The sequence below is a fragment of the Marinobacter gelidimuriae genome (assembly GCF_000372805.1).
Classification (GTDB): Bacteria; Pseudomonadota; Gammaproteobacteria; order Pseudomonadales; family Oleiphilaceae; genus Marinobacter; species Marinobacter gelidimuriae.
This window is the reverse complement of record NZ_KB889829.1, coordinates 25,560-37,460: the sequence shown is the minus strand read 5'-3', so window position 1 is coordinate 37,460 and position 11,901 is coordinate 25,560. Positions and strand designations below refer to the sequence as shown.

Sequence of the window (11,901 nt, the reverse complement as noted above, 5' to 3'; positions counted from 1 at the left end):
TGAGGCCTCATGCAACTCCAGTATCAGACTGAGAGCTGACGGACACGTACTCACCCGCAGCCATAGACATAGCGCCTGCAACTAAACCAGCAAGTCCTGCTAGCAGAATACCTTCATGAGCGCTGCTGGCCGCAGCAACACCAATAATAAGGCTCGCTGTAGACACTATTCCGTCGTTGGCACCGAGGACTGCAGCGCGTAGCCAACCTACGCGATGTAATCGATGGATTTCAATATGGCTCATAGGCTTCACCAATCACTCAGGTTATAGAGAACGACGCTGTAGACAATTCCTTTAAAGAGAATAGTCCGCAGCAGGCTCAATTCTTGACGGTCAATTCATTATTGATGGTGTGGGCGCCGTCCGCCCCCTGCGCCAGCTTCACAGCAGCATCGATTTGCGTCTGCGTGTCAACGACACCCACCAGGCGCACATCACCCTTCCGCGTGGTCACGCTAATATCAAAGCCATTAATAGCAATATCACCATCGAGCGCCATCTTGACATTTTTCGTCACGTCGGCATCCGCTACGTTGACGGCGTTCGAGATATTCTGCTGTATACCTTCGAAGTTTCCAGGGGGCTTGTTGCAAGCCGTCAACAGCAAAAGGCTGAACAAGGCAATGCTAAAAAATTGTGTTCCACGATAATGACTCATTTTAGTCCACTCATTGCTGGCAGGGTTTCCGCCAATTTATAATTTATCAGACTGCGCCTACACGCGACGCCGGCCTGTGCGTTGCCAAACACCATCAGCCCTTCAGTGACCGGGGCTGAAAGACGAACTCTATTTCAGCGAAACTCAAAAATTTCCTGATGAAAGCGTACCGACACGGACTGTTGCTGGAGTCCGCTTCGCAGGGCTTTTGCCAGGCCTTGCGGCCCGCAAAACCAGACGTCCACTTTGGGGGCATGGATCAGCAGTTGGCTTGCGGTCAATCGCTGCCCCTGCAGGCTGTCGTAGATGTGCAGTGATATTTCCGGAAGTTGCTCTGTCAGTTGTTGCAGACGAGTCACCATTGGGTCATTCACGGCTCCGGCGGTGCAGTAGTGGAGTGTCACCGCTGGATGTCTCTTTTCTTTATTTATCAGTCGGTTGTCCAGTACTGCCAGAAACGGTGTGATGCCGATGCCGCCCGCCACCCAGATCTGCTGGGCGCTTTTTCTGCCGCTGTCGAGATCAAAACGACCATAAGGGCCTTCGAGCGTCACCGCCTGGCCACTGTGTAGCTGCTGCGGAATTTTGCGGGTGTAGTCTCCTAACGCCTTGATCTGAAAGCTGAGCTGACCGGTGGCATTGTCAGCACAAGACAGGCTGAAAGGATGTGCCCCTTCGACCCGGTCGAATGTCACCAGGGCGAATTGCCCGGCGCGATGCCCGGGCCACCGCTTGCCCATGTCACAGACAACTTCCGTGATGTTCGCTGAGGTCTGCTTGACCGCCTGAACCAGCCCCTTGTAGCGGCGACTCCTGCCGATTTTTCCAGTCAGTGATTGCAGGCTCGCGGTGGCACCACCGACTATTAACAGCGCCATCAGCCAGCCGGTGGGTTGTTGCCACCACAGCAGCGGAGCCAACAATAGTGCATGGGCGGCCAGTGCCAGATAAATCAGTGGCATCACCCGGTGCAGGTAACGCCAGTAACCGTAGGGCACCCAGCGAATCAGGGTAATAACAACCAGAAACACCAGCAGATACAGGCCGGGTTCGCCCAGATCTTCAGCGCCATCCTGCAGACTGTCCAGCAAGCCCGAAAAGTGTGCTTCCTTCAAACTGCGATCCGAGCCAAACAGGGCTTCAAGAGCATCATCCGCCATTTCGATCAGCCAGTGCGCCAGGGCAAAACTGACGGCCAGAATGCCGGTCCATTTATGCAACTGATACATTCTGTCCAGACCACCCAACGGGGATTCCAGCCACCCAGGGCGGGTAGCCAGCAGCATAGTGATGGACATGAAGTTGATGGCAAGGTATCCACTGAGTGTCAGAAATTGCTCATAACTCAACCCAGGAGTCCAGAAACTCAACTGAACCGCTAAAAGCAGAAAAAGGACGATACTGGTACGCAGGTTGGGCACAAACAAACTCCGTCTGGGTTTGTTTGAATTGTGCAGGGTTAACCTGACACCAGCCTTAAACGTCCGGCTTTCATTCGACCACAACAATATTGAGTTCGGCTTCAAAACCGTCGCTCTGGCCCGAGGCTGGTGACCGCAGGTTCAGGGTTATACCCGCGCCGCTGGCGATGGCTTCAACAATCGCAAGCCCGATGCCCGAGCCCACTGCTTTTGTGTTGGAGCGGACAAAGCGATTACGCAACAAGGAGAGCTTCTCCGGCGATACAACCTCACCGCGATTGACCACTCGCAGGATACCGTCATCTGTCAGGCTGATATTCACTGGTTGATCGGCCGCGCCATGCCTGAGGGCATTTTCGATCAGATTCCGAACCAGAATGGCGAAGGCATCAAGGTCGAGTAATGACGTAACGTCATCATCAGGCAGGTTGAGCAGGAGTCGGCCGGGCGCCTGGTGGTCATAATCGCTGGCGACCATCCGCAGTATGGGCACAAGGTTATTACCCTGTTCCGATAGGGCACTGCCACCCTCAGCCTTCGCCAGTTCCAGCAGCTTCTCTGACAGTCTGGAGAGCGTGCGAAGAGACTCTTCAATCTCGCTGGCTCGTGCCTTAACTCCTGCATCCTGCGTTTCCGTTTTTAACCGCTGGAGCTTGGCCAGCGCCGTTGCCAGTGGGGTTCGCAATTCATGGGCGCTGTTGGCGGTAAAACTGCGCTCTGCTTCAAGGGCGCGGCGCAAGCGGTCCAGTAACCGGTTCACCGAGATCATGATGGGTTCAAACTCTTCCGGCAAACGCTCGACTGCGACGGGAGAAAGATCGCCACCACCACGGACTTCTATCGACTGCTGCAATAGTACAACCGGACGAAGCGAACGTTTTATCACCCACCACACCCCGACCAGGCTGATGGGAATTAAGAATATGAGGGGCAGGAGCAATGCAAGGCTCGTTTCCAGCACTGCTACGCGTCTGTGAGCCAAAGGTTCGGCAACCTCAATGTACAGGGTTTCGCTGATGGCTGACTCCCCGTATATCCGGTGAGTTAGCGTTTGGGAGAAGCCTTCTCGCGGAATGGCGCCGAAAATTTTTGGGTCCGCGTCGTGGGATTGCAGCAGCAACTTGCCTGACTTGTTACGAATCAGGTAGGTGAGATACTCGCTGTGCTCTTTCAGGGCCAATACCCGCTCCAGACCCGGGTCCCCTTCACGATTCAGTATGTCGGTCACCGCCAATGGCAGGATACGCTGCGCTGTTTCCTCCAATGCACTGTCGAACACCTCGTTCATTTCGTGCCGGGCCACCACGCCTGACGCGATAACACCCAACAGCCAGAGCAAGGTTACGCCAAGGGTAAGCCAGGTGCCGAGGGTTTTGTGTAAGCTGGTTTTAGTGCTCATTTGGTTCCAGCCTGTAACCCATCCCTCTGACGGTCACTATGGCATCGTGCCCCAGTTTTTTGCGCATACGGCTGATATAAACCTCTATGGTGTTGCTTTCAATTTCAGCCCCGAATTCGTACAGCCGGTCTTCAAGCTGAGCCCGCGATAGCAGTATTCCCGGGCGTTGCAAAAACCCCTCAAACAGCGCCCATTCACGGGCAGTAAGCTCTACTGGCTGGCCGTTGCGGTTGATGCGGTGGTCACCCAGATCCACTTCAAGGTTGCCAACACGCACCAGAGGATTCGGGTTACCACGATAACGACGTGCCACGGCGGCCACCCGGGCAGACAACTCTGATAAGTCAAAGGGCTTCACCAGATAGTCGTCGGCACCGGCATTCAGCCCTGCAATGCGGTCTGACACTTGGTCCCTGGCGGTCAGAATGATCACGGGGGTTGTGTCACCGGTTGCCCTCAGTTTTTTCAAAAAATCAAAACCGTGACCGTCTGGCAGCATCAGGTCGAGCAAAATCAGATTATAGGAGGTGGTCTTCACGCTCGTCTCTGCAAAACCGAGGCTCTGAACCCAGTCCACGGCATGGCCATCGTCGCTGATCTGATCCCGCACGGCCTCCCCCAACCCGATTGTATCCTCAACCAAAAGCACCCGCATATTTCACCCTTTCCTCGATCGTGATCAAAAGATACTACAGCCGTTACCTGACCGCAGCCTGAAGCAGCATTGTTACCGTTCAGGCCAGTGTCAGGTAGCAACTTTAAGATGGCTTCAACGGACTCAACGGGAGACATGCCATGAATATAAAACCCATTGTTATCACCTTTTCGTTGCTGCTAATGAGCGGCAGCGCCTTGGCCGACGACGATTGCGATGACCCGGTTGCCGGATGGCAGCCACGGGAGAACCTGCGACAGAAGCTTGAGGCGGAAGGTTGGAAGGTGTTCCGCATTAAGGTAGATGACGGCTGTTACGAGGTTAAAGGACGGGACCCGGAGGGTCGTCGTGCGGAGGCCGAGTACTCGCCAGCGACCTTTGAGCTGAGGGAAATGGAGCTGGAAGACGATGACGATGACGATGACGATGACGACTATCGTGGCAAGTCCGGGAACGATAGCAAATCGATAAACAAAGAGCAGGCTCCGCGTAAGGGCATCATCACAGGCCGACCCACAGTGACTGTTGAATAGTGAAAGGAGATTACATCATGAAGAACATTCTGTTTGCACTCGGGCTTGCGACTGCCATGGCACTGCCGGCATATGCACAGGCCCGGGAAGTCACCTTCACCACACAACTGAGCAATTACGGCGGTGATGGAGCTTATCTTGCGCTCTACCTCACCGATGCGGATGGCCAATACCAAGGGACTCTCTGGATTGCTGGCCAGAAGAGTAAGTATTACAAGCATCTGCGTGACTGGGCTCGGGGCAGTGGTGAGAGCCAGGCTGAATACGATGGCCTGACCGGTGCCAGTGTGACCAGTGGGCGCTCCCTGAACGTGACGCTGGAACTTGACGACGCACTCATCGACTCCGGTTACCAGGTTCGTGTAGATACCGCCGTTGAAGATATGCGTGACAACCGTTCAGACGTGGTGGCCCCGCTGACCACGGAAGGTTCTGGCAAGTCGGTTTCTGGCCGTGGCTACGTCCAGTCTTTTGTTTATAACCTCAAGTAACTGACGGGAGCCAGCTTCATGCTACGCAAGCTTCATGGTTGGCCCGGATTGGTCGCCGCACTGCTGCTTTTGGTGCTGGCGACCACGGGCGTTGTTTTGTCCGTTGTACCCGCCATTGAACGGGCGGGCGCAGCCATCCCGCCGACCGGTGAAATCAGCGTTGCTGACCTGTCTGAGCGTGTAGTGGCGCATTATCCGGGCACCGAGCAGATACAACGCTCTCTTTCAGGCGAAGTTGTCGTCTATTACAGCCGAGACGGCCAGCCAGGCGCGGACCTGGTTAACCCCCTGACCGGTGAGAGTATTGCCCCTTATCAGCCCTCAGCCTTTTTGCGCTGGGTAAAGAACCTGCACCGCTCATTTCTATTGGATGATGCAGGCCGACTGCTTGCAGGCGGCTTGGCGGTAATGATGCTGCTGATCTGCCTATCCGGCATGTTTCTGCTGGCTCGACGTATGGGGGGTTGGAAAGCCATTTTAAAGCCGATTGCAGGTTCCGGTAGCCCGCGGATTCACGCCGAGCTGGCACGGTTTGCGGTGATTGGTTTGTTGCTGTCGGCACTGACCGGCAGCTACATGTCTGCGGTGCGGTTTGGCCTGCTGCCGGAGGCTGCCAATGCGGAGCCATCGTATCCGGCGGAGGTCTCAGGCGGCACGCCGGTACCGGTGAGCTCTTTGATCGCGCTAAAAAACGTGGATGCCAATGAGCTCCGTGAGCTGGTATTCCCTTATCCGGATGACCCCAGTGATGTCTACTCTCTGAACACCACCCAAGGTGCCGGGTTCGTTGATCAGTCAACCGGAGAACTGTTGCAGTACCAGCCCCGCCCGACCGGTAACCATTTCCAGCACTGGATGATTCGTCTACATACGGGTGAAGGCCTGTGGTGGTTAGGGCTGGTTCTCGGAGCAGCTGCGTTGACCGTGCCCGCGCTGTCGTTTACCGGAGTGCAGATCTGGTGGCAGCGACGCTCATCATCCGTGCGACCCGCTAAAGGCGCCAGCATCGAATCGGCTGATGTGGTTATTCTGGTGGGCTCGGAAGGCAACACCACCTGGGGTTTTGCCAGGGATCTTCAAAACAAACTCAATCAGGCCGGCAAGAAAGTACATTGCGCGCCGATGAATGACCTGGCAAAACGCTACCCGCAGGCCTCGGTGCTTTTTGTTCTGACATCAACCTACGGTGACGGTGACGCGCCCTCCTCCGCCAGTCAGTTCATGACTCGACTTGAACACTTTCAGGCGAATGACGGATTGGAGTTTGTGGTTCTCGGGTTTGGTGACCAACAGTTCCCAAAATTCTGTCAGTATGCGCTGGATGTAGACGCTGCCCTCAGTAGTAAAGGCCTGCAGCAAATGGACCTTGTTACACGAATCGATCGCGGCTCCGCCATGCAGTTTCGTGAATGGGGCGAGGCTATCGGCGAGCACATGGGCATCTCATTGGCGCTGACCCATAATCCCGCGCCAGCCGCCACTGCGGAATTCGAGCTTGTTGAGCGCGTAGACTATGGCGTTGCGGTAAACGCGCCTACCAGCATATTGCGTTTCAGGCCGGTACAAGATCGCAGAAATGTATGGCAGGTGTTGTCTTTCAGAAGCCGGTCACATCTGCCGAGTTTCGAGGCGGGTGACTTGTTTGGCGTTGCGCCACCCGGAGATAACACGGCCCGATTGTATTCGCTGGCGTCTTCGGCCTCGGATGGGCAGTTGGAAATCTGCGTCCGGAAACAGACCAATGGCCTGTGTTCAGGGTATCTGCACAGCCTCAAACCGGGAGATCGTATTACCGGGTTTATCCAGCAAAACCCAGGCTTTCGTCCGGCGGGCGGTGCAACGCCCATAATTCTCGTGGGCGCCGGCGCAGGAATAGGCCCACTGGCAGGCTTTATCCGAAAAAATACTGACCTTAGTCCGATGTACCTATACTGGGGTGGACGCAATCCGCAATCGGATTTTCTCTATCAGCCGGAACTTGGTGGTTATCTGGATGACCACCGTCTTACCGGACTGAATACGGCGTTTTCACGATCAGCAGAAAAAGCCTATGTTCAGGATGCCATCATGGCTGATGAAACCGCGTTGCGGCAATTGATTGAGAAAGGCGCCCAGGTGCTGGTATGTGGTGGCCGGGATATGGCTTCTGGTGTAGGTCAGGTGTTTGACTCCATCCTCAAACCCTTGCACATGGATGTCGATGAGCTGAGAGCCGAAGGGCGCTACCTGGAAGATGTTTACTGACATGGAATGCAGACGCAGTTGCAGCTCCGTCACACCGTATTTTTGACGACCACATTGATGACCAAGGGCTTAACGGGAAGCCTCTTGCGCCACCGGAAAGTGGCCGCGGGTGGCGTTGGCAAAGCGCACCAGAGCCAGCATAACGGGCACCTCTACCAGCACACCCACCACCGTTGCCAGCGCCGCTCCGGACTGCAAACCAAACAGCGCAATGGCGACCGCCACGGCCAGCTCGAAGAAATTACTGGCGCCGATTCTTCCAACTGGGCGGGGCAAGCGATCAGCGAGGATGTCAGCGGCTCACAGACCTGCGGGTGGCCTGCACAACAGTCATTGACCAGAAATTGGATCGACCTTTGCAATGCTTGCAAGATTTGGATAATCTCCGAGCGTTAATGAGGGTTGGCAGACAAACGTGAAAAATTCCCCAGAAACGCTCCCAACCTATTGAAATATAAATTTTTGGACCACGGTTTTTATCCTGATTCATCTTCGGGCCTCGCCCGATCCTTGGGCTTTCCTTGAGGGGCAAGCTCAGCAAGTTTCAAATCAAATAGCTGTTGCCCTACCGGGCGTCTAAAGTCCAACGTGTAATCTCCGAAACGATTGATATGGCGGGTTCGGTACGGCGATAGTGCTTTCAGGACATCCTCCGTGATGGCGATTCCTTCCGCTGCCATTTCGCGCAACACCCGGCTGAGGGCTTCGACGTTGTGTAAGATCAGCATGTTCGCCACCAGGTGATTGTACTTCACCACCTTTTGCTGCTCGTGCCGGAGGTTGGCCGTAATGATGCCCTCGGCAGTTGTACAGCAGGCTGCGTTTGGAGCGAAACGGTCGCAACATAAAAGGCAGATAGTTGTTGCCCGCATAGGCCAGATGCTCCTCGCATTCGTCCAGCCACCCCTGGCGATTGTCTCCGACAACGGCCTGAAGCGATTGCCAGGGATTTGGCTCGGCCTCCATTGCAGTCAACACGTCTTTAAAGCAGGACACCAGTCGATCTGTGCGCTGAGTCTGTTCCATTTGATAGGTCAGGAGATTTTGCTGGGCAGTGGTTTCAAGTTGCCGGGATTGATTTGACCTCTGGCAATTGCTCGACCATGCCCTTCAACCACCTGAGATGTTGCAGGTAAGATCGAATTTCCTTGTTTGTCGGCTTGCGAATTTCACGCTTCAGACGTTGCCAGCCGCTAAGTGCGATCCCCGGCGGTGATACCAGCAAAGCATTGATCAGTGCTTTTGCTTCGTCGGCGAGTTCGCTGACGCACCAACTCCTCCAGAAGGATATTGATGATATCGGACGGCAAATCAACCGTTGCGGAGAAGAAGCCTTGTTTCTGATAGGCCTTCAGGTGCAATAGTAAAAAGAAGCGATGTTGAAGTTGCTTGGCACATCGACGAGCCCAGCGTTGCTCGTTGGGTGTGGGCGTGTAAACCGCATCAAGTTCGTGTTGCGGGATATCCGTCCGAAACCGTGGGTAGGCCGTGTCCGTGATCAGTGTCTCCACCCAGCATGCTTTGTCGGACGCAATACGGTGTATCTCATCAATCAAATCGTCCATCATTTCGTCCAGCTGGTCATCCGACGTCGCAGGAACCTGGATGTGGTAGTTTCCATTGTTTTGATGTTGCACCTCGAACGGTTTCAGGCAGTGGGTTTCGATCACCGTGCGGGCCTGGTGGTGTTTCCGGCTGCGAGGACGTTGCGGCTCTAAGGTTAGCTGAACGGTCAATGCCCGGTGGCGCGGTTCGGATGTGCTCGCAAGGCGTGGTTGACCGACAGCAGGCGCGACCTCGGTTGGAATTTGCATCAGTGCCTGCTCGAACGGTGACTTGGCTTCAATGTATCGCAAGGCCGTCTGGGCATCCTGCCAACCTACGCACTCCAACTGGAAGCAAAAAAGGTGTTATAAACCATTTATTTCAGCCGCTTACGGCTGTTTTTGGGGGATTTTTCACGTTTGTTTGCCAACCCTCCTAATCGTCCAAAACATACGCATTGCGGCCGGCTTTCAGACCTGCCAGCGCTGCACCTATGCCGATCGCAATGAGAAATCCGCCGGCGGCCTGCCAGCCGCCGAACAGATCGCGCAGCACGCCAACCAACAGTGGCCCAAAGGCCGCCATGATATACCCAAGGCTTTGAGCCATGCCGGAAAGGCGCCCCGCGCCTTCTGCGTCCCGTGCTCGCACCGCCAGTAAGGTAAGCGCCAGGCTAAAACTGCCGCCCTGACCAAGACCCAACAGCACAACCCACAACCACATCTGATCCATTGGCCCGTAAATACAGCCGGCGAGGCCCGCGATAACCAGCAACATCACCAGAGAAATCATCGCCCGCTGATCGCGCATTTGGCTGGCAATTAAAGGCGCTGCGATGGCGCTAACCACTTGCACTAAAATAGACACAGACAGCGCCAGGCCGGCTTCAACGGCGCTGATGCCGCGGTCTTGTAAAATGGTTGGCAGCCAGCCGAATACGGTATACGCCAATGACGACTGTAAACCCATATACAAAGCTATTTGCCACGCCAGTCGATCACGGTATATGGATTTTCCACGGGTTTTCCCCGGTTTGACGCCCAGCTTTTTATCACTTAACTGAACCCACCAGGCCACAAACGCAATAACAGCGGGCACCAGCCAGAAAGCCAGTGCCGGACGCCATTGCTGATGAAACAGCTCCCGCAGGGGTTCGGTTGTGCCCGCCGCAATGGCTGCACCTGAGCAGAGTGCCGCGGTATAGATGCCAGTCATTAAACTCGCATGGTTGGGGAAATCCCGTTTCACAATACCCGGCAGTAACACACCAATAATACCGATGCAGCCCCCGGCTATGGCTGTACCGGTAAACAGCCCCGCTAAGCCAGAATAGGGCCGCACGAGCAGCGCAAGCGCCAACATAACCAGAACAACCAGAACCGTTCTTTCAATACCCAGGCGGCTTGTCAGCTTTGGCGCCAGCGGTGCAGCCAGTCCCAAAAAAAGTACTGGAAGAGTCGTCAGAATACCCAGTGCTGAAGACGACAAGGTAAAACTGTCGCCGATCGTGCGCAGCATAGGGCCGATACTGCTCAGGGCTGGGCGCAGGTTAAGGGCGACCAGCAGCAGACCGATAAACGAGAGTACCGCTTGCCGGGTTTCGAGTCTGCTCATTGCGGTGGGAATCCAATTCTAGGAGTTGAAGCTACATTAGGTTTGCTTAGCAAATCTTTGTAGTTCTTGGAAAAAGTTCAGAAAATGCTGTTCCAGCTGAACGTCGTTAGCGCGAATCTCATCAATAATGCCGGCAAACTGATTGGGGAAACGAATGCGCTCGGCCACCCTGTCCAGGGCGTCGCCAATACTGCCCAGATTCTGGTAAGCACCAAACCAGTCATGGCGCACCATGTGGCGTGTCACCCTCACCATGGGCGCTGGCATCAGGTGTTCGTTATGCTGAAGCTCCTGATACACGCGGTGTACAAACGCATCGCGGGACGCCGGGCTAAAACTCTGCCAGTGGCGCAGCAGGTAATGATCGTAAAGTACGTCCAGGGCTACCCCGGCAAAGCGCCTGCGTTGGGGCGAAAACAAACGTTTGCTGGCTAGCACCTCGGCGTGGCTGTCCGTGAACACGTCAACGGCTATATGATGGCGAACACCTTCCTGCACTTTGCCCGGTAACGCAGATAGGTCAACGCCGCGGCTGAAGTCGCCCAGAATGCTACCAACACGACATTCGGCAGAATCCGGGGCCAGAAAAACGTGGGCAAGATGATTCAAGGAAAGCGTCCTGTCGGGTTATTTATCAATGTATGCCTCTAAGACTGCAACCGGCCATTACAGTGCGTATTTGCGAATGAACTGTCCGACTTCCTTAATTTCCTCAAGGCACACGCTGTGTTCCATAGGAAAGGTCATATAGGCCGGCTGATAGCCCATTTCCTTGAGTGCTTCCAAACTGCGAAGGCCCAGCACTTCCGGAACCATCGGGTCAGAAGTTCCGTGATAGATATTGATTGGAATACCGGCGTTGGCCTGTGAAGGCTTCACCGACTTTGCGGTGGCAAAATAGGTTGAAAGCGCCAGAATACCGGCAAGACGCTTCGGATACGTCAGGCCTAATTCATAGGCAACCGCTCCACCCTGGGAGAAACCGGCAATTACGATGTTTTCGGAAGCGATGCCGCGTTCGATCTCCCGATCCACCAACTTGCCGACTGCGCGGGCCGAAGCCATCAGTTGCTCGGTATCGATAATACGGTCAAGGTCCATGGCTTTGATATCGTACCAGGCCGGCATGGACATGCCGCCGTTGATCGTGATCGGCAGATTGGGCGCGTGTGGGAATATAAAGCGCACGGCGGCATCTGGTAAACCGAGTTCGGGTACTACGGATTCAAAATCGTGTCCATTGGCGCCCAGGCCATGCAGCCAGATAACGGCAGCCGTGGGGTTAGCTTGGGTTTCAATCTCAATAGTCTGTAGATCCTGCACCTTACACCTCGTTTATT

12 protein-coding genes and 2 pseudogenes are annotated in these 11,901 nt (G+C 55.0%); 3 read left to right on the top strand and 11 right to left on the bottom strand.

Going from position 1 to position 11,901, the window contains the following annotated elements; genetic code table 11:
* Nucleotides 1–19: 19 nt before the first annotated feature.
* The 5 genes and pseudogenes from A3OI_RS21455 to A3OI_RS0102250 form a co-directional block, all read right to left on the bottom strand.
* Nucleotides 20–244, bottom strand: a pseudogene (locus A3OI_RS21455) (VIT1/CCC1 transporter family protein); the annotation flags it as partial.
* A 76-nt stretch (nucleotides 245–320) separates the two neighbouring features.
* Nucleotides 321–659, bottom strand: a complete 339-nt coding sequence (locus A3OI_RS21450) for a BON domain-containing protein (protein ID WP_018402731.1) — start codon at nucleotides 657–659, stop codon at nucleotides 321–323.
* Nucleotides 660–793: 134 nt separating this feature from the next.
* Nucleotides 794–2,008 (bottom strand): ferredoxin reductase family protein, encoded by a 1,215-nt coding sequence (locus tag A3OI_RS0102260; protein WP_228702862.1) that lies wholly within the window; start codon nucleotides 2,006–2,008, stop codon nucleotides 794–796.
* 142 nt (nucleotides 2,009–2,150) lie between these two features.
* Nucleotides 2,151–3,479, bottom strand: a complete 1,329-nt coding sequence (locus tag A3OI_RS0102255; protein WP_018402729.1) for an ATP-binding protein — start codon at nucleotides 3,477–3,479, stop codon at nucleotides 2,151–2,153.
* A complete protein-coding gene (locus tag A3OI_RS0102250) occupies nucleotides 3,469–4,134 on the bottom strand; it encodes a response regulator (RefSeq protein ID WP_018402728.1) in 666 nt (221 codons plus the stop codon). Before A3OI_RS0102250 ends, A3OI_RS0102255 begins: the two co-directional genes overlap by 11 nt.
* 140 nt (nucleotides 4,135–4,274) lie before the next feature.
* On the opposite strand from A3OI_RS0102250, the gene A3OI_RS0102245 reads away from it, so the two are divergent.
* The 3 genes from A3OI_RS0102245 to A3OI_RS0102235 are packed head-to-tail and all read left to right on the top strand — an operon-like array spanning nucleotide 4,275 to nucleotide 7,402.
* Complete coding sequence (locus A3OI_RS0102245; protein ID WP_018402727.1) at nucleotides 4,275–4,667, top strand: PepSY domain-containing protein; 393 nt, start codon at nucleotides 4,275–4,277, stop codon at nucleotides 4,665–4,667.
* A 17-nt stretch (nucleotides 4,668–4,684) separates the two neighbouring features.
* Nucleotides 4,685–5,158, top strand: a complete 474-nt coding sequence (locus A3OI_RS0102240) for a DUF2271 domain-containing protein (protein ID WP_018402726.1) — start codon at nucleotides 4,685–4,687, stop codon at nucleotides 5,156–5,158.
* An 18-nt stretch (nucleotides 5,159–5,176) separates the two neighbouring features.
* A complete protein-coding gene (locus A3OI_RS0102235; protein ID WP_018402725.1) occupies nucleotides 5,177–7,402 on the top strand; it encodes a PepSY domain-containing protein in 2,226 nt (741 codons plus the stop codon).
* A gap of 69 nt (nucleotides 7,403–7,471) precedes the next feature.
* Here the strand turns inward: A3OI_RS0102235 and A3OI_RS0102230 are convergent.
* The 6 genes and pseudogenes from A3OI_RS0102230 to A3OI_RS0102200 all read right to left on the bottom strand — a co-directional run.
* Nucleotides 7,472–7,669 (bottom strand): annotated as a pseudogene (locus tag A3OI_RS0102230) (arsenical-resistance protein); the annotation flags it as partial.
* Nucleotides 7,670–7,878: 209 nt separating this feature from the next.
* The gene (locus tag A3OI_RS0102225) at nucleotides 7,879–8,274 is read right to left on the bottom strand and encodes a Tn3 family transposase (RefSeq protein WP_081622863.1); all 396 of its coding nucleotides are present in this window, start codon (nucleotides 8,272–8,274) and stop codon (nucleotides 7,879–7,881) included.
* A gap of 321 nt (nucleotides 8,275–8,595) precedes the next feature.
* A complete protein-coding gene (locus tag A3OI_RS23040; protein WP_018402721.1) occupies nucleotides 8,596–9,258 on the bottom strand; it encodes a DUF4158 domain-containing protein in 663 nt (220 codons plus the stop codon).
* A 124-nt stretch (nucleotides 9,259–9,382) separates the two neighbouring features.
* Nucleotides 9,383–10,561: a CynX/NimT family MFS transporter gene (locus tag A3OI_RS0102210; protein WP_018402720.1), complete on the bottom strand. Its 1,179-nt coding sequence runs from the start codon at nucleotides 10,559–10,561 to the stop codon at nucleotides 9,383–9,385.
* A 36-nt stretch (nucleotides 10,562–10,597) separates the two neighbouring features.
* The gene (locus A3OI_RS0102205; protein WP_018402719.1) at nucleotides 10,598–11,170 is read right to left on the bottom strand and encodes an acyl carrier protein phosphodiesterase; all 573 of its coding nucleotides are present in this window, start codon (nucleotides 11,168–11,170) and stop codon (nucleotides 10,598–10,600) included.
* Nucleotides 11,171–11,227: 57 nt separating this feature from the next.
* Nucleotides 11,228–11,884 (bottom strand): alpha/beta hydrolase, encoded by a 657-nt coding sequence (locus A3OI_RS0102200; protein WP_018402718.1) that lies wholly within the window; start codon nucleotides 11,882–11,884, stop codon nucleotides 11,228–11,230.
* Nucleotides 11,885–11,901 lie beyond the last annotated feature (17 nt).

Excerpts from the sequence above, each read along its gene's own strand:
- A3OI_RS0102250 (WP_018402728.1), bottom strand. The coding sequence starts at position 4,134 with ATGCGGGTGCTTTTGGTTGAGGATACAATCGGGTTGGGGGAGGCCGTG.
- A3OI_RS0102225 (WP_081622863.1), bottom strand. The coding sequence starts at position 8,274 with ATGCGGGCAACAACTATCTGCCTTTTATGTTGCGACCGTTTCGCTCCA.
- A3OI_RS0102240 (WP_018402726.1), top strand. The coding sequence starts at position 4,685 with ATGAAGAACATTCTGTTTGCACTCGGGCTTGCGACTGCCATGGCACTG.
- A3OI_RS0102235 (WP_018402725.1), top strand. The coding sequence starts at position 5,177 with ATGCTACGCAAGCTTCATGGTTGGCCCGGATTGGTCGCCGCACTGCTG.
- A3OI_RS0102245 (WP_018402727.1), top strand. The coding sequence starts at position 4,275 with ATGAATATAAAACCCATTGTTATCACCTTTTCGTTGCTGCTAATGAGC.
- A3OI_RS0102255 (WP_018402729.1), bottom strand. The coding sequence starts at position 3,479 with ATGAGCACTAAAACCAGCTTACACAAAACCCTCGGCACCTGGCTTACC.
- A3OI_RS21450 (WP_018402731.1), bottom strand. The coding sequence starts at position 659 with ATGAGTCATTATCGTGGAACACAATTTTTTAGCATTGCCTTGTTCAGC.
- A3OI_RS0102210 (WP_018402720.1), bottom strand. The coding sequence starts at position 10,561 with ATGAGCAGACTCGAAACCCGGCAAGCGGTACTCTCGTTTATCGGTCTG.